Annotated in this window: 16 protein-coding genes and 1 pseudogene; 10 read left to right on the top strand and 7 right to left on the bottom strand. The window is 62.6% G+C overall.

The window, feature by feature from the left end:
- The first annotated feature begins 3 nt into the window (after positions 1-3).
- Genes JQ600_RS21505 through uxuA form a run of 3 tightly spaced genes read left to right on the top strand, consistent with a single transcriptional unit; the run spans position 4 to position 3666 of the window.
- On the top strand, positions 4-1410 hold the full coding sequence (locus JQ600_RS21505) for a TRAP transporter large permease (RefSeq protein WP_212268129.1): 1407 nt from the start codon (positions 4-6) through the stop codon (positions 1408-1410).
- Positions 1407-2447 carry an L-idonate 5-dehydrogenase gene (locus JQ600_RS21500; RefSeq protein ID WP_212385950.1) on the top strand — a complete coding sequence of 347 codons (1041 nt, stop codon included), beginning with the start codon at positions 1407-1409 and terminating at the stop codon, positions 2445-2447. The genes JQ600_RS21505 and JQ600_RS21500 overlap by 4 nt, the downstream gene beginning before the upstream one ends.
- A 25-nt stretch (positions 2448-2472) precedes the next feature.
- Positions 2473-3666 (top strand): mannonate dehydratase, encoded by a 1194-nt coding sequence (uxuA, locus tag JQ600_RS21495; RefSeq protein ID WP_212385951.1) that lies wholly within the window; start codon positions 2473-2475, stop codon positions 3664-3666.
- A gap of 37 nt (positions 3667-3703) precedes the next feature.
- Here uxuA and JQ600_RS21490 read toward each other — a convergent pair whose 3' ends face one another.
- Positions 3704-4561 carry an SUMF1/EgtB/PvdO family nonheme iron enzyme gene (locus JQ600_RS21490; RefSeq protein ID WP_212385952.1) on the bottom strand — a complete coding sequence of 286 codons (858 nt, stop codon included), beginning with the start codon at positions 4559-4561 and terminating at the stop codon, positions 3704-3706.
- A 55-nt stretch (positions 4562-4616) separates the two neighbouring features.
- Entirely contained in the window at positions 4617-5738 is a 1122-nt protein-coding gene (gene nirK / locus JQ600_RS21485) for a copper-containing nitrite reductase (protein WP_212268121.1), read from the bottom strand.
- 176 nt (positions 5739-5914) lie between these two features.
- Here nirK and JQ600_RS21480 point away from each other — a divergent pair, with 176 nt between their 5' ends.
- Positions 5915-6109: a DUF1858 domain-containing protein gene (locus JQ600_RS21480; RefSeq protein WP_212037499.1), complete on the top strand. Its 195-nt coding sequence runs from the start codon at positions 5915-5917 to the stop codon at positions 6107-6109.
- A gap of 33 nt (positions 6110-6142) precedes the next feature.
- On the opposite strand, the gene JQ600_RS21475 is transcribed toward JQ600_RS21480, so the two are convergent.
- On the bottom strand, positions 6143-6841 hold the full coding sequence (locus tag JQ600_RS21475; protein WP_212385953.1) for a Crp/Fnr family transcriptional regulator: 699 nt from the start codon (positions 6839-6841) through the stop codon (positions 6143-6145).
- A 208-nt stretch (positions 6842-7049) separates the two neighbouring features.
- Between JQ600_RS21475 and JQ600_RS21470 the strand changes: the two genes are divergently transcribed.
- The 5 genes and pseudogenes from JQ600_RS21470 (at position 7050) to JQ600_RS21450 (ending at position 12302) form a co-directional block, all read left to right on the top strand.
- The gene (locus JQ600_RS21470; protein ID WP_212490086.1) at positions 7050-7505 is read left to right on the top strand and encodes a pseudoazurin; all 456 of its coding nucleotides are present in this window, start codon (positions 7050-7052) and stop codon (positions 7503-7505) included.
- 382 nt (positions 7506-7887) lie between these two features.
- Positions 7888-9063, top strand: a complete 1176-nt coding sequence (locus tag JQ600_RS21465) for an NnrS family protein (protein WP_249136010.1) — start codon at positions 7888-7890, stop codon at positions 9061-9063.
- 245 nt (positions 9064-9308) lie between these two features.
- Positions 9309-10211, top strand: a complete 903-nt coding sequence (locus tag JQ600_RS21460; protein ID WP_212385955.1) for a CHAD domain-containing protein — start codon at positions 9309-9311, stop codon at positions 10209-10211.
- Between the two features lie 111 nt (positions 10212-10322).
- Positions 10323-11564: pseudogene (locus tag JQ600_RS21455) on the top strand (SulP family inorganic anion transporter); the annotation flags it as partial.
- Positions 11565-11675: 111 nt separating this feature from the next.
- Complete coding sequence (locus JQ600_RS21450; RefSeq protein ID WP_212385957.1) at positions 11676-12302, top strand: pyridoxamine 5'-phosphate oxidase family protein; 627 nt, start codon at positions 11676-11678, stop codon at positions 12300-12302.
- Here the strand turns inward: JQ600_RS21450 and JQ600_RS21445 are convergent, their stop codons facing one another.
- The 4 genes from JQ600_RS21445 to JQ600_RS21430 form a co-directional block, all read right to left on the bottom strand.
- Positions 12303-14678, bottom strand: a complete 2376-nt coding sequence (locus JQ600_RS21445) for a hypothetical protein (RefSeq protein ID WP_212385958.1) — start codon at positions 14676-14678, stop codon at positions 12303-12305. It lies immediately after the preceding gene.
- Positions 14679-14839: 161 nt separating this feature from the next.
- The gene (locus tag JQ600_RS21440; RefSeq protein ID WP_212385959.1) at positions 14840-15427 is read right to left on the bottom strand and encodes a DUF2889 domain-containing protein; all 588 of its coding nucleotides are present in this window, start codon (positions 15425-15427) and stop codon (positions 14840-14842) included.
- Between the two features lie 10 nt (positions 15428-15437).
- Complete coding sequence (locus JQ600_RS21435) at positions 15438-16415, bottom strand: NADPH:quinone oxidoreductase family protein (protein ID WP_212385960.1); 978 nt, start codon at positions 16413-16415, stop codon at positions 15438-15440.
- Positions 16416-16494: 79 nt separating this feature from the next.
- Entirely contained in the window at positions 16495-17568 is a 1074-nt protein-coding gene (locus JQ600_RS21430) for an LLM class flavin-dependent oxidoreductase (protein ID WP_212385961.1), read from the bottom strand.
- 195 nt (positions 17569-17763) lie between these two features.
- Here JQ600_RS21430 and JQ600_RS21425 point away from each other — a divergent pair, with 195 nt between their 5' ends.
- Complete coding sequence (locus JQ600_RS21425; RefSeq protein WP_212385962.1) at positions 17764-18633, top strand: aldose 1-epimerase family protein; 870 nt, start codon at positions 17764-17766, stop codon at positions 18631-18633.
- Positions 18634-18699 lie beyond the last annotated feature (66 nt).

Raw genomic sequence — 18699 nt, 5'->3', positions numbered from 1 at the left:
GCCATGCTGCTGTTGCTTGGGGCATTTCTGCTGTTGATGCTGGTCGGCCTTCCCGTCGCGCTGGCGATGGCGGTGTCGTCGCTGTTGTATATTCTCGTCACCGGCATCACGCCCGACGTGACGCTGGCGCAGCGCATGATCGCTGGTGTCGAGAGCTTTCCGCTGCTCGCGGTTCCCTTCTTCATTCTCGCCGGCAATCTGATGAACATCGCCGGCGTCACCGGGCGCATCTACAGCTTTGCGGTCGCGCTGGTAGGCTGGATGCGCGGCGGCCTCGGCCACGTCAACATCGTCGGCTCGGTGATCTTTTCCGGCATGTCCGGCACCGCGATCGCGGATGCCGCGGGCCTCGGCACCATCGAAATCAAGGCGATGAAGGACCACGGCTATTCGACGGAATTTTCGGTCGGCGTGACCGCGGCCTCGGCTACTCTCGGGCCGATCATCCCGCCGTCGCTGCCGTTCGTGATCTACGGCATGATGGCTAACGTCTCGATCGGCGCGCTGTTTCTCGCAGGCCTCATTCCCGGCCTCGTCATGACCTTGATGATGATGGCGACGGTGGCCTATTTCGCCCACAAGAACGGCTGGGGCGCCGATACGCCGTTCTCCTGGCGGCAGGTTGGATCGGCCGGGCTCGAGATCGTCGTCGTCCTGTGTTTTCCGCTTGGGGTGTGGTTGCTGGTGCTCGCCGGGCTCTCGACCAACATGGCGGTCGGGATCGGCCTTGCGGCGTTGCTGGCGATTGACTGGTATTTCGATTTCTCCGCCGTGATGGCGCTGATGGCACCGGTCATCCTGATCGGCGGCATGACGCTGGGCTGGTTCACGCCGACGGAGGCCGCGGTTGCCGCCGTGATCTGGTCGCTGTTCCTGGGGCTGGTGCGCTATCGCTCGATGACGATGCAGACCGTGGCGAAGGCGACGTTCGACACCATCGAGACCACCGCGTCCGTGCTGTTCATCGTCACGGCGGCCTCGATCTTCGCCTGGTTGCTGACGGTGTCGCAGGCTGCTCAAATCCTGACCGACACGATGCTCGGGATCACCCAGAACAAATGGGTGTTCCTGCTGCTGGCGAACATCCTGATCCTGTTCGTCGGCTGCTTCATCGACACCATCGCCGCGATTACCATTCTGGTGCCGATCCTGCTGCCGATCGTGCTGAAATTGGGCATCGATCCCATTCATTTCGGGCTGATCATGACGCTGAACCTGATGATCGGCCTGTTGCACCCGCCGCTCGGCATGGTGCTGTTCGTTCTCGCCCGCGTCGCAAAGCTCTCGGTCGAGCGCACGACGATGGCGATCCTCCCCTGGCTGGTGCCGCTGTTGCTGGCGCTCGTCGCGATCACCTACATCCCGGAGCTGACGCTCTGGCTGCCAAAATATATGGGACTTGCAAAATGACATCGATGGCTTTGGCTGCAACACTGTTTGGCCCCGAGGACCTGCGCATGGTCGAGCGGCCGCTCGATCCGTTGGCGTCAGGCATGGTGCGGATTCGCTTCGGCGCCGGCGGCATTTGCGGCTCGGACATGCATTACTACCGCCATGCCCGCACCGGCGATTTCGTCGTCACCTCGCCGCTGGTGCTCGGCCATGAGATCGCAGGCGAAGTCGTCGAGATCTCGGGCAGCGCGCCCGGCTTGAAGACCGGCGATCGCGTCGCCGTCAATCCGTCGCGCTGGTGCGGCCACTGCACGCCGTGCCGCGAGGGCCGGTTGAACCTGTGCGAGAACATCTTCTTCATGGGCTCGGCTTCCAAGACGCCGCACATGCAGGGCGGGTTTTCCAGCCTGTTCGATGCCATTCCCGCGCAATGCGTCAGGATTCCGGACCATGTGACGTACCAGGCGGCGGCACTGGCCGAGCCGCTGGCAGTCTGCCTGCACGCGGTCGCCCGCGCCGGCGATGTCAGCGGAAAACGTGCGGTGCTGTTCGGCTCGGGTCCCATTGGCCTGCTGACGATGTTGGCCGCGCGCCGCGCCGGCATTGCCGAAGTGACCGTCGTCGATATCGCCGCCGCGCCGTTGGCGTTCGCCACGCGGCTCGGCGCCAACCATGTCATCGACATCTCCAAAGGCGATGAAGCCCTGAAGGCTGTCGCGCCCTACGATGTCGCATTTGAAGTTTCCGGCACGGCGGCGGGTCTCGCGAGCGCGATCGGCGCGGTCAGGCGCGGCGGCGTCGTCGTCCAGATCGGCAATCTGCCAGGCGGGCAAATTCCAACGCCGGCGAACGCTGTCATGGCCAAGGAGATCGATCTGCGCGGCTCGTTCCGCTTCGGGCCGGAATTCATGACCGCGGTGGAACTGATTTCCGACGGCAGCGTCGATGTGCTGTCGCTGGTGACCGCCGAGCGTCCGCTGTCGGTCGCACCCGATGCGGTTCGCCTCGCGCTCGACCGCTCGCAGAGCGTCAAGGTCGTGCTGACGGCACAGTGACCGGAAGATATTCAGGAGATTTCCCATGATGCTGCAGGGATGGCGGTGGTACGGGCCGGACGATCCGGTGTCGCTCGACGATATCCGCCAGGCCGGTGCCACCGACGTGGTCACCGCGCTGCACCAGGTGCCGATCGGCGAAGCCTGGACGCGATCAGGCGTCGAGCAGCGCAAGCACATCATCGAGAAAAGCCAGCCCGGTCGTTCGCAGCTGACCTGGTCGGTGGTGGAATCGATTCCGATCCCCGACGACGTCAAGCGGCTCGGCGGTAGGGCGACGCGCTCGATCGAGGCCTGGATCGCGAGCCTGGAGGCGGTGGCCTCCGCCGGGATCAAGATCATCTGCTACAATTTCATGCCTGTCGTGGACTGGTGCCGAACCGATCTGGAATGGGAACTGCCGAGCGGCGCCAAGGCGATGCGTTTCGACCAGGAACGGTTCGCGGCGTTCGATCTGCACATCCTGCAGCGCCCGGAAGCGGCGGCGGAATATTCGGAAAGCGCGCGCGCCCGTGCCAAGCAGCTTCACGCCGGGATGACGCAGGCCGATATCGATGTCCTCGTCACCAACATCGCCAGCGCCTTGCCGGGATCGACCACCGATCCCCTGACCATTCCGCAGTTCCGCGACCGCTTGCAGCAATATAGCTGCATCACCACCGCGGTGCTGCGCCAGCATCTGATCGAGTTTCTCGCGCGCGTCACGCCCGTTGCTGAGCAGCTTGGCGTGACGCTGACGCTGCATCCGGACGATCCGCCGCGGCCGCTGTTCGGTCTGCCGCGCATCGCTTCATCGGCGGAAGACTACCAGGCGCTGTTCGACGCGGTTCCTTCCAAGGCGAACGGCATCTGCTTTTGCACCGGCTCGCTCGGCGTACGTGCGCAGAACGATCTGCCGGCGATCGCGAGACAATTCGCGCCGCGGATCGGCTTTGCGCATCTGCGCGCGACCAAGCGCGAGGCCGACGGCCTGTCGTTCTTCGAATCCGACCATCTCGATGGCGACGTCGACATGATCGCTGTTCTCAAGGCATTGCTGAGCGAAAACCGGAAACGTTCGGCAGGTGAAAAAATCATATTCCGGCCGGACCACGGCCATCGCATGCTCGACGATCTCGCCGAGACCAAGCGCACCAATCCCGGCTACACCGCGATCGGCCGGCTGCGTGGGCTGGCTGAACTGCGCGGCGCCATCCGCGCCATCGAGCACGCGGGTTGATCGCGGCGCGACAATTCATGACCTGACGTGGGCCGTTCTAACCCGGCGTGAAGGTCGCGACGATCATTCTTTGCAGCGCTGGCCAGTTTTTGTCTTCGACTACCAGGCGGAAGCCGAGATTGGCGGGTGGCGCGCCGGCGGCGCAGCCGCCGGTGCGAGGATCGCGGATGAAGTCGGTCATATAGGTCCGGTGGGCGCCCTGCACGACGCGAACGCCGCAATTGGTGTTGGTCACGCGCGCAGCCCCCGTCGGCTCCAGCGTCATGCGAAGGAAGCAGCTGTTGGTCCATTCCCAGATATTGCCGCCGACATCCAGCAGCCCGTTTTCGTTGCGACCGAAGGCGCCGACCGGTTGCGGGTCGAGCGCGCCGGGCCGTGCCCGGTTGGCTTCCGCCTCGTAACGCGCAATCCAGGCCTGCGCGGGATCGACCGGGTCGACCAGCGGCAGCGCTTCGTCGCGGACCTTCTGGCCGGCTGCGAACACCCATTCCTCGTCGGTGGGAAGGCGGTGCAGGACCCCGGTCTTGTTCGTCATCCATTCGGCATAGGCCGTTGCATCGCGCCAGCTGACGCCGACCATCGGACGCTCCGCCATCGCGGAGGCTTGCGGGATTTTAGGACATCGGCCGTCATCGGCGCAGCGCGCATATTCGCCCGCGGTGACCTGACGGTTCATGATCTTGATGCTGGCGGCTAGAAGCGCTTCACGCAGCGGGGCTGGCGCGGGTTTGCCGTCGCGGGAGAAATCGCCGGCGAGCCGATACTGAAACGGTTTTGCGGCAATTTCGGTGATCGCGGAATCGACGGGGTGGGCAACAGGGGCGACCGTCAGCGCGATCGGACTGGCCAGAACGGCCGCTGTTATCGCGGCCTTGATTTTCATGGCGAGCAGCATGGGGCGGTCCTCCGGTCACCGCGGCCCGCAGCAATTGCTTCAGGCCGCGAGGTCGTTATCTGGTTTTCACCACAGCATCAGCCGCGCTGGACTTGCCGGGCAGGATCGGGCCGGGAGGCTGTACCTGCTTCATGAGGTCGTTGTTCCATTTGCCCTCGACCTTGAAGTGGGCAGTGGCGCCGAGTTCGACGGCCTCGATCAGGTTGTGGTTGACGTAGGCGTAGATGCCGGGCTGCCTGAACGTGTAGAGCGCAGCTCCTGCTGAGCCGCCACGAATGAACCAGGTCTCGAGATCCTTCTCCGGCGGGTTGACGAACTTGCCGGTCTCCCAGACGTAATCGCCGTGACCGCCGATCAGATGCGGACGGCTGTCGCGATTGGCCTGCGAATGAACGATCATGACGGTCTCGCCGACCTTCGACGTCATCGCATTCTTGCCGGTGAGGGCGCCGACCTTGCCGTTGAAGACGACGTGGGTCGGGATCAGCTTGCGCATGACCTCGGTGGTGTCGGCGAACGATTCTCCGACCGTTTCGTAGCTCTTGTATTTTCCCTTCTCGTCCTTGGGCACGTAGAGGTCGTTCTCGCCAACGTAATAGAGGCGGTCGTAGCGCAGCGCCTTGCCCTCGCGGTTTTTCAGGCCGTCGCGCGGCAGCACCATCACGGTGCCGTGCATGCCCGACACGACGTGCCAGGGAATCATGCCTTCCGGGGCACAGTGATAGATGAACGTTCCGGTGCGCGTTGCTTTCCAGCGCAGAACCACCTGTTCGCCGGGGTTTACATGGGTCAGAGCGCCGCCGCCCAATGCGCCCGTCGCGGCATGGAAGTCGATGTTATGAGGCATCGCATTGGTTTCGGGGTTGACCAGCGTCACCTCGACGTAATCGCCTTCATGGACGACCATCAGCGGACCGGGCATCGAGCCGTTGAAGGTCATCGCCTGGAACTTGGTGCCGGCCTCGTCGATGACGACTTCCTTCTCCGTGATGACAAGTTTGAACTCGATGATCTTCGGGCCTTCCTTGGTGGCCTGTTCGTGCGGATGCACGAACGGCGGCGCCACCAGCGCAACCGCCTGACGCGGCAGGTTGAGATCGTCGGCGGCCAGCGCGGGGACAGCAACGACAAGCGCGGCGACTGCGACGCCGAGCAATGCGATACGGCGGGTGATCATGACACTCTCCTGTTGGTGTCTGCATTTGAATTTCGTGTCACCCTTGTGCCCCAAGGATCGGAAGCGCTCTTTGCGCCAGCGCAAGCTTTCCGGAAAGAAGACCAATCGCGCCGCTGTTTGCTCCCGAACAAAGAAAGAAGTCGTCGGGTGCCTAGGCTGGCAGCATGAAAAAGAGCATGCCTACGCCTGACATGACGGTCGACCAGGTGATGAACCGCTGGCCTGCTTCGATACGGGTGTTCATGGATTTCAGGATGGGTTGCGTCGGCTGCCCGATCGCGACATTCCACTCGATTGACGAAGCCAGCCGCGAGCACGAGGTAGACGGCGGTGCGTTCCTGACGGCACTGCGCGCCGTCGTTCAAGCCTGAACGGGTCCTAGTTGCCGATCTTACCGGTCGATCTTATTTGCCTTGGCCTTCCGCGATTTCGAACAGTCGGTGGGGATCGCGCAGCACGATGCGCTGTCGTCCGCCCTCGACCAGGCCCTGTTGCTCCCATGCGCTGAGAATGCGGCTCACAGTGTGCAGGGTGGTGCCGGTCATCTCGGCGACATCCTGCCGGCTGATCGGAAAATCGATCTCGACGCCATGCTCGACCTTGCGGCCTGCCTGCTTGGCCAGGCGCAGCAGCGCATGCGCGACGCGCTGCTCGACCTGTTCGCTGGACATTTCGAGGACGCGGTCCTGCGTATCCTGCAATCTGCTGCCGACGGTCTGCAACGCGCCTGCCGCCAGCGCCGGGAACTTCGCGGTCAGCTGCGGCCATAGCGCCGATGGCCACGACAAGGCCACGCTGTCGACGACCGCAATCGCAGTTGCCGGATAATTTTTGAGCGCCAGCGCCCGCGCGACGCCAAACAATTCACCCGCCGAGACGTAGCGAACCACGATTTGCTGGCCCTGCGGCGTGGTCTTTTCAACCCGTAGATGGCCGTGCAGCAAAACGAAGAACGAATGAGCTTCGCCGCCCTGGTCGAATACGCTGCTGTCTTTCGGATATCTGACCGATCGGGCGTCGCACAGCATGGCGTCGAGATCGTCGGCGCTCAAGGAGGCGAAGATCGGGACATTTGCGACAATTGAACGGTCGAGGGGGGCCATGGGAGGTTCCGGATGCCGTTCTGAAATCGGACGTAGAACTAGGGGTGGCAATCGGCCGCCGTCATTTGGCGTGACCGCCGCTGCAGCCTCATCATACCGCGACAATCGGCTGGGAGCTTGCGCTAAAACAAGTTCCGCCCGGCGATTGGGGACTAGAAGGCGCGCATGGGGTCCGAATGGAGACCCGACCGATCGACAGGAGATCAGGATGCGCAGATATTTGGTAATGGTCGTGGTGGCCGCAGCCATGGCGGTGGCCGGTGGCGCAACGGCGGCCGAAGTCGAAGTCAAGATGCTCAACAAGGGAACCGAAGGATTGATGGTTTTCGAGCCGGCCCTGGTAAAGGTTGCGCCGGGCGATACCGTCAAGTTCGTGTCGACCGACAAGGGGCATAACGCGGAGACCATCGAAGGCATGCTGCCGGACGGCGGGGCCACCTTCATCGGAAAGATGGGTGAGGATGTCGCCGCCAAATTCGATCAGGCCGGAATCTATGGCGTCAAATGCGCGCCACATTACGGCATGGGCATGGTGGCGATGATCGTGGTGGGGACGCCCGCCAATGAGGAGCAGGCCAAGGCCGTGCCTCAGGTCGGCAAAGCCAAACAGGTATTTGCCGGGCTGTTCGCAAAGCTTGCCGCGACAAAGACGGCAGCGAAATAAATTGATGGCATGAAAGAACGGAAAGCGGCCTTGTCGGCCGCTTTCCTTGTTTTATCGCGCGCCAGGCAGTTCCGAAATGTGCCCTTCGGCGTTGCCTGAACAATGGCCGCAGCACATGCTTTCGGCTGTAGGGGAACTGGATGGTGCCGTCGCAGCCATTTCTGTCCCGTCGCGAGTGGTTTTCGAGTCGTCCTGAGGCTGGATCGGCAACAGTCCCAAGCCCGTCCGTAGTCGCGCAAAGATTCGCATCGTCTATCTCCATTTTGCTGAACCTTCTTGCGAATACGCCTGGGCGGGGCCGTCGTCTTTGCGCCTCGACAAAGAGGGCGCGCTTCGCGCCGGCTAGGGTGCGGCCAGCAACAGCCAGAGCAGGGTCCAGATCATGTCAGTATCGCGCTTGAGAGATTATCGAGGCCCCGCCTTGTTTTCGTATGGCTTCCGGCCGTTCTTCTTTTTCGGATCCGTCTATGCTGGTGCCATCATTCTGATGTGGCTGCCGGTGTTTTACGGTCGGCTGCAGCTCAGCACGGCGTTCGCGCCCAGGGACTGGCATGTCCATGAGATGCTGTTCGGATATATCGCGGCCGTTGTCGCCGGTTTTCTGCTCACAGCGGTGCCGAACTGGACGGGCAGATTGCCGCTGCAGGGCAGGCCGCTGATCCTGCTGTTCTCGACCTGGGTTGCAGGCCGAATTGCCGTCAGCATTTCGGCCTGGATTGGCTGGGCGCCGGCCGCGGCGATCGATTCGGTGTTTCTCATCCTGCTGGCGGCTTCCGCCGCGCGCGAGATCATTGCGGGCAAGAAGTGGGGCAATCTCATGATCGTCGCCATCATCAGCCTGCTCGCCGCCGGCAATCTGGCGTTTCATCTGGAGGCGCATTTCGAAGGCTTGGCCGAATACACCACCCGTGGCGGCATCGCCGTGGTGATCAGCCTCATTGCGCTGATCGGCGGGAGGATCATTCCAAGCTTCACCCGCAACTGGCTGGCAAAACGAACTCCCGGCCAGATGCCCGCGCCGTTCGGCCGCTTCGATGTCGCGACCATCGCCTTGAGCGTGCTCGTCCTCCTGTTCTGGGTTGTGCGACCGCTGGACCGGACCACCGGCGGATTGTTGCTGGTCTGCGGCGGCATGCACCTGATCCGGCTTGTGCGCTGGACCGGATATCGGACATTCGCCGACCGGCTGGTGCTGATCCTGCACGTTGCCTATGCGTTCGTCCCGGCGGGATTCATCCTCACCGCGCTCAGCGCCTTCGACCTCGTGGCGCCGAGCGCTGGAATCCATGCGTGGACGGGAGGAGCGATCGGCACCATGACACTGGCGGTGATGAGCCGGGCAACGCTCGGTCATACCGGACAGCGGCTCCAAGCGTCTCCGGCGACACAGCTGATTTACGCTGCGGTGATTATCGCCGCCCTCGCGCGGGTCTGCGCCGTGCTGGAAACGGACCACACGGGTCCGCTGCTGGTGGCTGCCGGTATTGCCTGGGCTGCGGCGTTTCTCGGATTTGCCGCAATCTACTCGGTGGCGTTCTGGTCGCCACGCCGGCTCTAAGAGCGATAGGCCGAACGACGTAAGGCATCTCAACTGCTGATTGGCCTGACACAAAACTCTCTATCCCGGCTTGACGGTTGCGGTGATCATTTCCGCAAGCCGCGGCCTGCTTTTGGCCGGCCGTACGGGCTGGCGCCGTGCGACGGGTCAGGCCATGTTAGGCGAGTTCGACCGGAGCGCGTGACGGGGATGAAACCTTTGCGGTGCGGCAGCCTATATGCTCGGCCCGCCATCGGGCGTGTCAGATGAAGGGCGCTGGCAAAACCAAAATGGGCCCGCGCAAGGCCGCTTCGGCGATTCAGTTCGATTGCGCGACCGCGTTCCAGAAAATCGCGCTCGACTGCGTCGGCAAGGTCAGGCTGCATCACAGCAGCGCCTGCGCCGGCGATGCCGAAGCCGTGCATCAGATTCGTGTCGCCATTACCCGGCTGCGGTCCGCCGTATTCTTCTTCGCTTCGATCGTGGTTGATGCGGAATGGCGACGCCTGAAGAAGGAGCTTGCATGGCTGAACGGCTCGCTCGGCGCCGCGCGCGACAGCGACGTGGTCGTGGAATATGCACGCCGCGAACGGTACCGGGACTGGGCGCAACGCATGATCGGCGAGGATCTCGATGCGCATCAGACGCGCGATCATCGCCGGATGGTTCGCTGCCTGCGTTCCCCGCGATTTCATGACCTGATCGAGGCGATGTCCGGCTGGATCGGGGGCGGATCATGGCTCCCGCGTTGGGAGCGGATGCTGCGCCGCAAGTCCGCAAGGCCGCTGAAGGCCTATTGCAAGCGCGAGCTCAATCGCTGGCGCCGGCGGCTGATCCGCAAAGGCCGGCGGCTCAAAGCCCTCGGCGCATCAGATCGTCACCGGCTGCGGATCAGGGCGAAGCGATTTCGCTACATGCTGGAGGCGCTGACGGGCATCGTCCCGGTGTTCGGCGATAGCGAATTCCGTCACGTCCACAAGCCAGCGAAGCAGCTGCAACGCACGCTCGGCGATCTTCGCGATCTCAAGCGCTTCGCAAGGCCCGGACTGTCGGCTCAAGGCGATAATCCAGGCCAACGCCGGCCACCGGGCTATCGCCGGCAACGGCAAAGGTTGCGGAGCGCCGCGATATCAGCCTATCGCGGTCTCAAGGACGCAGGGGCATGCTGACCGGCGCCTGATCCGGATCAAACGAAAGTTGCGGAGGAAACGCATTTTCCGCGCATGGCCCCGTATCCGGTCCTCGGCTATGATGCCCAAGTCTAAATCGGCTTACCCGCAATGCCTGACGGCTCCGCTACGGCCCATACCTATCGTCCGAAACTCGCTACCGTGCTGGCCGAGGGATACAATCTTGGCCACCTCCGCCGCGATATGCTGGCGGCGCTGACGGTTGCGATCGTGGCGCTGCCGCTGTCGATGGCGATCGCCGTCGCCTCGGGGGTTTCGCCCGAGCGGGGATTATATGCCGCCGTCATCGGCGGCTTTTTAGTCTCGGCGCTCGGCGGCAGCCGCTATCAGATCGGCGGCCCGGCCGGCGCTTTCATCGTGCTGGTCGCGGCCACCGTCACCAAATTCGGCCTGGAAGGCCTGTTGCTGACCGTCTTCCTCTCCGGGTTCATGCTGGCCCTGATCGGCCTGCTGCGGCTTGGCGCGCTCATTCGCTACATTCCGCACGCCGTGACCGTCGGCTTCACCTGCGGCATCGCGGTCACGATCTTTGCCAGCCAGCTGCGCGATCTCGGCGGCCTGAAATTAGGCGGTGCCGAACCCGGACCGTTGCTGCCCAAGCTTGCGGCACTCGGTCAGGCGCTGCCGACCATCAGCGCGGCCGCACTTGCGGTCGGCATCGGCACGGTCGCCTTGATCTTCCTGCTGCGGCGGCTGGCGCCGAACTGGCCGGGCATGCTGATCGCGGTGACGCTCGCGTCGGTGGCGGCATGGCTGTTCGGTTTGCCGGTCGAGACCATCGGCAGCCGCTTTGGCCAGCTGCCGGACGGATTGCCGGGACCGCGGTTGCCATCGATCTCGTATGCGTCCGTACTCGAAGTGTTGCCGGCCGCGCTCTCCTTCACGCTGCTGGGTGCGGTCGAGAGCCTGCTCTCGGCCAAGGTCGCCGATGGCATGACGGGGCGCAAGCACCGCTACAACATGGAAGTCGTGGCGCAGGGTGTCGCCAACGTCGCCTCCGCACTGTTCGGCGGCATCTGCGTTACCGGAACGATCGCGCGTACGGCCACCAATATTCGCGCCGGTGCCGTCAGCCCGGTCTCCGGCATGATGCATGCGCTGTTCGTGCTTGTGTTCATGGTGGTCGCAGCGCCGCTGGCAAGCTTCATCCCGCTGTCGGCGCTGGCGGGCGTGCTGGTCGTGGTGTGCTGGAACATGGCGGAGAAGGAAGAATTCCTGGATCTGCTGCACGATTGGCGCGGCGCCGGCGTGCTGCTCGCCACTTTCGGCCTCACGCTGATCGAGGATCTTACGGTCGGCATCATCGCCGGCTGTGCGCTGGCGGCGGCGTTCGCGGTCTATGATCGCGTCATGCGATCGCGCGGCAACTCCTGAACACCAGCGCGGCTGGCCGCCAGCGGCGATCGGCGTTACACTTCCCAGGCAACAGAGGGAGCGACATCGATGTGGCAGCGGGCGTTCTATCACGAGGGAATGAGCGAACTGCAGGACCGGTTCGACGGGCGGCGTGTGGCCGAGGCGATCGAACGGCACCGCAAGCATTATGAGTTCTGGGATGACGAGAAGGCATTGATCGAGAGTTCGCCGTTCTTCTTCATCGGTACTTCCTTTGCGGATTATGTCGACTGTAACATCAAGTCGGGCGATCCCGGTTTCGTGAAAATCGTTGGCCCCAACACAATCGAATATCCGGAGTATGACGGCAATTCGATGTACCGGACGCTCGGCAATTTGTCGCGAAATCCGAATGTCGGGTTGTTGTTCGTGCGCTTCGACGGCAAGAGCCGGCGTATGCGCATCAACGGCCGTGCTGTTATCCTCGACGACGCGGCGGCGATCAGCCGGCATTACGGCGCGCAACTCGTGGTGCGGATCGAGTGCGAAATCTATCCGAACTGCCCGCGCTATGTGCCGGACCTCGCCGGCGCCAATCCGTCGCCCTACGTTCCCCGCGAAGGCGCGGGGCCTCCGCCGCCGCCGGAATGGAAGGGCCGCGATTACATCCGGGACATCCTGCCCGCCGGCGATCCGCATGCGGAGGTCGTCAAGACGGGGCCGCGCGAGAGCTGATCATTTATTGTTAGGGTACGGCCAGTCGGCAGCGGATATCGCCACGTCCAGCTTGGGTTCGATTGGTCCGCTGACATATTTGTTCGAGTCTATCGGATCGCACGTGACCTGACGTATGAAATTTCCCGCTTTGCCAACCGAACTCATCTCCGGCACGAAGGTGTCGCCCTTCTGCCTCAGGACAATGGGGACCGACTTCTGGCAGAAATCGGGGAAAGCGATACCGTATCCACCGCGCTCGGCGAAGTGTCCGACCAGCAGCTGGGATGCCTGCATTTTGGCTGCCGGTGACGCCCGCATGGCGCGCTCAGGGTCGAACGAGCGATAGCAGGGAAATTCTTCGTGACGTCTGAACGTATACTTTATCGTGCAGGCCACGCCGCTCATCTTCACGAATGCTGCATTCGAGGAGGGCGCCGCATCGCGTTCAAATATCAGCGTCTCCAGACCCAATGATTCAGTCTCCGGCTTCGTGCTCTCAAAGTCGTGGCCTGGATTTTCGTCGATTGCTGTTTCAGAGGCGGCCGACTTGTGTGGATCGGTCGCAATTTCTCCGCGGGAGAACACGAGCCTGGTTTTCGGGTTCGGCTCCCGCGTTTCAAGCACGAGCACAGGCCGCGACGCCCAGGACGGATGCAAGTTGACTTCGGTCTTGTTCATCTCGAGCTTCACATCGCCGGCGGCAGGATTCTCCTTCGCAAAGTCGATCATGCGGACGCTGACCTGATTCTCCGTATTCTCCAGGCTGAGGAAACGTAGATCGTTTGCTCTTCGGCTGATCGGCATCATCGGATCAAGGCGGTCTTCGATTTTGAAGCTCACCGCTTTCTTGAGTCTTGGCTCCACAGATCCTTTTTCCGCGGAGGCAGCGGTAACATCGATCACCAGCATCACCCCGTCGGGCGAGTACTTTATACCCCGCATGCTGCGAAAAATTCTGGTCCACAGCGAAGCCGGCGACGTCACAATATCACGCGCGAACAGAATCTGCTGACCTGGTCGTATGATTGCAAAGTTCTGAAAGGCGCCGAGGCCGGCGCCGTTGCGAACCACCGATTTGCCGATTGGAATGCAATCGGCCTTGTCGTCGTCCTTCTTCATTGGTGGTCGATCGACGTTCCTGGACGCAGACCGTGAACAGAAGCTCAGGCTGCCATCGTCTTCCCGGCTCACGCTAAGCGAGGTTGCGAAAATGCTTTCCTTCGAACCCGGAAGCTCCATGACAAGTGGGGAGGTTGCGAACATGTCGACTTCGACCATGGTGAGCTGAGAGGCCGCGTCACTCGAGCAGTTGTCCCGCTTTGGCAGCGTGTAGGTCAGGAGCCTTGCGGTATCTGCAAGGACAATGCAGGAGATGGTGTCGCCCGGATTGTTCCGGGTCACCCAGATCAAGTGATTTTTTCCGGTGCTATCGACCAGCAGATGTGGCGCGGCATGACGGCGGCGAGGTGGCAGCCAAACCGGACTGGTGTCGGACAGCTGTTGTCCGGTGTGATGCAGCAAGGCGTCCGGGAGCTGTGTGATCCCGACCGATCGAAGCTCCTCGGTGGTGTTGTCACGATCACTGGTCTTCTCTCGAAGGACCGGCACTTGCTTGCAGGTGACACAGGTAACGGTAAGATTGGATCGAACATTGTCGAAATTCAGTATGACTTGATCCGGCTCATCCCGGTATTTCTCCCGATCTACGGATTTGAAGGGATGGTCGACCACCCGGCTGACGGAAAATCCGTTGGAGCGCCAAGGATCCGACTCGAACTCGAAATAGGTCGACCGGTCCCAGGCGCGATAGGCGTCGGAGCCGCCGAAGCTCACGCCCGCCAGAACCATTTTTGATTCGGTTTGGCAGCGTGCCTTTCCCTCCAATGGATTCCAGACGTAGCAGAGCCGAAGCGCGGCGTTCTGCAGAACGCGATCGCAATCGTTCTGGTTATACCCGTAGGTGGCAAGGCCATGGCGATAGCACAGATCGTGAAAGACGCATGCCTGCCGGAAGCGTTGCAGCACCAGAGCGCTTTGGCCGTGCCGATTTTTCATGCCATGGAAAAACATATTGGCCAGGCCAGGGAGGCTGCAGTTCAGTCCGTCGCCGCTGCCGCCAATGGTGCTGACGACGTCAGGACCGGATTGAAAGGAAGTAACCGTCGTTGGCATCTCGGTAGCGTCGGAGATGTCTTCGACGTTCTTGTAGATTGAGTTGATCATCGTCTGGTGAAGGAAAATCATGTCAACGACTACGACCAGCACCGGAAGCAGAAGTGCCGTAACGCAGGCGAACAACAGTCCAATTCCAAAACGCTTCGACACAAAACGCTTCGACATGAGATTCCCCGCGCGCCAGGAGCGCGAAACGGCCGGACGGGCGTTTTGCTTCAAGCGCGATGTCCGTTCAGAACGCCGTTCGCGACTTCGCAGAATAAGAGACGTATATCGGTGGAGGGGAGACAACCATAGGTTAGGGCATTGTCAAGCGCGTGGCTTCACAAGGCAGCGCAGCCCGGCGGTTGCAATTTCGTGATCAGGCCCGCGCCGGATCGTTAATCCCGCGCGGCCGGCTTGGTCGCAAATCGCGGAAACTTGTCGGCGACGATGGGGCCGTCGGTGCGCCAGGAATAGCAGCCGCCGATGAAGAACGGCCGCTTGCCGGAGTTTTGTTGGGTTTCCAGCGAGCCGCGTCCTTCCGGAGCGTCGCCGTGTGACATGGTCTGAAACAGCGTGGTCACCGCCGGGCCCAATAGCTCCGACAGATGGGTGCAGCCCTCGAGCCGGCCGATCTTGCGGCGGACCACCTCGCGCCATCCCTTGCCGATGCTCTCGCCGACCAACCGCTGCAGGATCGGCTCGACGTCGATGCAGGTGGGATAAGGCGTCTCCGCCATGGTGGCTTCGGCCTCGTGGATCCTCATGGTGTCGTCGATCGCCAGCCGCAGGCGGATATCGTGCACGGGATCGCCGGGCTTCAGTTCCTCGCGATAGTGGTCGGCGGCCTGCGTGAACGGCTTTGTATCGACCAGCCGCGCCTCGACTTCCCAGAGCCCGTCGTCCCTGATGTAGCCGTTGCATTCGACCGTTCGCGTATGCATCAGGCGACGCCCGGTTCCGTCGGCGGCCTTGTCTTGGGGCATGTTGCTGTCCTCAGGTGAATTTGACGATCATTTTACCGAGCGCGGATCGCGACTGCATGGTCTTGAACGCCTCGCGAAAATTCTCGAACGGAACGACCTTGCCGACCACGGGACTCAACTGGCCCGAGGCGAGCCATTCGAACAATTGTGCGATCAGGCGGGTATGGGTTTCCGGCTCGCGCTTCTGGATTTGCGCCAGATCGACGCCGAGCAGGGCGCCGCCCTTGAGCAGCGGCAGATTGAAGGCCAGGGCCGGAATGGTGCCGGAGGCAAATCCGACCACCAGGTGCCGTCCGCGCCAGGCGATCGAGCGAAACGCCTGCAGCGCCACCTCGCCGCCAACAGGGTCGAAAATGACATCCGGGCCGTTGCCGCCGGTCAGCGTCTTCAGGGTGTCGCGCCAGTCCGCCTTGGTGTAGTCGATGGTTTCATCGGCGCCGTAACCTGCGGCGAATTCGCGTTTCTCTTGCGTCGAAGCCGCGGCGATGACCTTGGCGCCCATCAGCTTGCCAAGTTGCACCGCCGCGATGCCGACGCCGCCCGCGGCTCCCAGCACCAGCAACGTTTCGCCCTTGCGCAGTTCGGCGCGCGCATCCAGCGCGTAAAGTCCGGTCAGATAGTTCGCCTGAAAAGACGCTCCCGCCTCAAAGGTAGTCTTTGGCGGCAAGTGCTTCAGCGCCGCTGACGGCACGCAGATGTATTCGGCGAGCGCGCCGGACCTGACCATGCCAACCACGGGCATGCCCGGCTTGAACGCGGCGATGTCGCCTGCGGCAGCGTCGACCACGCCGGCGAATTCCGTGCCCGGCACGAACGGCAGCGGGTCCTTGGTCTGATACAGCCCTTGCACCTTCAAACCGTCGACGAAGCCGATGGCAGCGGCGCCGATCCTGACGCGGACACCGCCGGGCGGGATATCGGGCATCGGCATCTCCTTGATGGAGATACCGTCAATCGAATCGTAATTCTCGACCACCACGGCTTTCATGCAATTGGTCCCAAAGTCTTCCCTGGCGCCGTGCTGTGACCCGGCATCTTGATGTGTTTGCAGATTCTGAGGGCCAACGCTACTCGGCCGCCTCGGCCTGCCGGTCGATCTGCTCGGCACCGGCCTTGATCAGGGGAATGAGGTCGCGGCCGATCGCCATCGTGTCATGCGGATTCTCAAATCCGCGCAGCAGGAACGAATGGATGCCGAGCCGGTAATACCTGAGCACCGCAGCCGCGATCTGCTCGGGCGTTCCCACCAGGCAGGACGTATTGCCGGGCGCGCCGGTGGCGCGCGCGATCCCCATCCATAAACGCTCATCATGCACGTCGGCGCGCGCGGCATAGCCCAGCAGGCGTTCGCTGGAATGGTTGCTCGGCTTCGGCGCTTCGCCCGTTTTGCGTTCGACATCCGCCAGCAGCGCATGCGCCTTGTCCCAGGCTGCGCCCTCGGTTTCCGCCATGATCGGGCGCAGCGACATGTTGAAATCGGCGCGCCGTCCGAACGCGGCGGCGCGACGGCGGAAATCATCGACGCGGGCGCGCGTCTCGGCGAGCGGCTCGCCGAAGATAGCGAACACATCGCAATGCGCGGCGCCCATTTCCAGCGCGCCTTCCGAGGAGCCGCCGAAGAACAGACGGGGATAGGGCTGCTGAAACGGTTTGATATCGCTGTACGCGCCCTCGATGCGATAGAATTCACCCTGGTGGTTGAACGGGCTGTCGCTGGTCCAGATCCGGCGCATGACGTCGAGATACTCGCCGGCGCGTCGGTAGCGATCGTTCTTGGGCAGGAAGTCGCCTTCGCTGGCCTGGTCCTGGTCGCTGGTGCCGGCGATGACGTGCAGCCACATCCGTCCCTGCGTCAGCTGGTCGAAGGTCGCGATCTGCCGTGCCGCCAGCGCCGGTGCCACCGAGCCCGGGCGATGCGCGATCAGGAATTTTATTCGCTCGGTATGATCAGCGGCATACAGCGCGATCGCAAAACCTTCGGCGGCCGAGGCGTAATATCCGACCAGCACGGAATCATAGTTCCACTGCTCATGCAGGCGGGTGAAATCGATCACCCATTCGCGCGATATCTGGCCCTTGATCAGGTGAACCGCGACGCCCTCCTGCTGGGTGCCGATCATACCGATGATTTTCGCTGGCATGGCTGTTTCCCCGGGGTATTTGTTCGTTGTCCGAATGAAACGCGCAACAACAGGGGAAATCAAGCGCTTCAGGGGCCGGAAGCTGTGTCAGCCTTGCAACCATGCCATCAGGAAATGACGCCGCCAGGGCATCGCCGTTGCTGGGGGCAATGCCATGACTTATGAGAGGGGCAGGGGCACCTCGCGTGGTGAAGTATGAGCATGGACAAGCATACGCTTCGCAGCGGCGCGACTGAGGCGACCATCAAGGCCGATGGCGCCGAACTGTGCTCGCTGAGAAATGAAGGGATAGAGCTGCTTTGGCAGGCGGGGCCGGCATGGCCGCGCCACTCGCCGTTGTTGTTTCCGATCGTCGGCCGCCTCAACAATGATCAACTGCGCCACCGTGGCAAAACCTATCCGATGACCCAGCATGGCTTTGCCAGGGATCACCGGTTCGAGTGGGTGGAGCAGGGAGCGACGTCCTGCAAGCTGGTGCTTGTCGACAGCGAGGCGACGCGCGCCCGCTATCCCTTCGCGTTCCGGCTCGAGGTTACCTACAGCGTTGAAAATGCCGGCCTGAAACTGGCGTTCGACATCACCAACACCGGCAACGAGACTTTGCCGGCTTCGATCGGCGCCCATCCCGCGTTCAACTGGCCATTGCTGCCGGGGTTGGAAAAGGAAGCCTACGCGCTTACCTTCTCGGACGAAGAGCCCGCGCCGATCCGCAGGCTGGCGGGCGGCCTGATGCGCGCCAAGGCCGAACCGTCGCCGGTTCGCGGCAACAGCCTCGCGCTCACCGAGCGGCTATTCGAAGACGACGCCGTCATTATCGATCAGCTCGCGAGCGGTTCGGTTCGCTATGAGGCCGATCGTGGGCCCTCGATCGAGATGTCCTGGGAAGGATTTTGCGAGCTCGGCGTCTGGTCGAAACCTGATGGCGCGGCGTTTCTCTGCATCGAGCCCTGGCATGGATTCGCCAGCCCGTCGGAGTTCGACGGCGAATTCACCGGCAAGCCCGGATTGATGCAGATTGCGCCGGGCGAGAAGCGGAGCCTGTGCTATCGGATCCGCGCGGGTTGAGGTTGCGAACGCCAACCGACGGCATTTTCGGCTGATTTTACGGGCAGGGCGCCAAACAAACCGCAT

The sequence above is a fragment of the Bradyrhizobium sp. AUGA SZCCT0176 genome (assembly GCF_018130145.1).
In the GTDB taxonomy this organism is placed as follows: Bacteria; Pseudomonadota; Alphaproteobacteria; order Rhizobiales; family Xanthobacteraceae; genus Bradyrhizobium.
The sequence above is the reverse complement of the archived record's forward strand: the minus strand, read 5'-3'. Positions and strand labels throughout refer to the sequence as shown.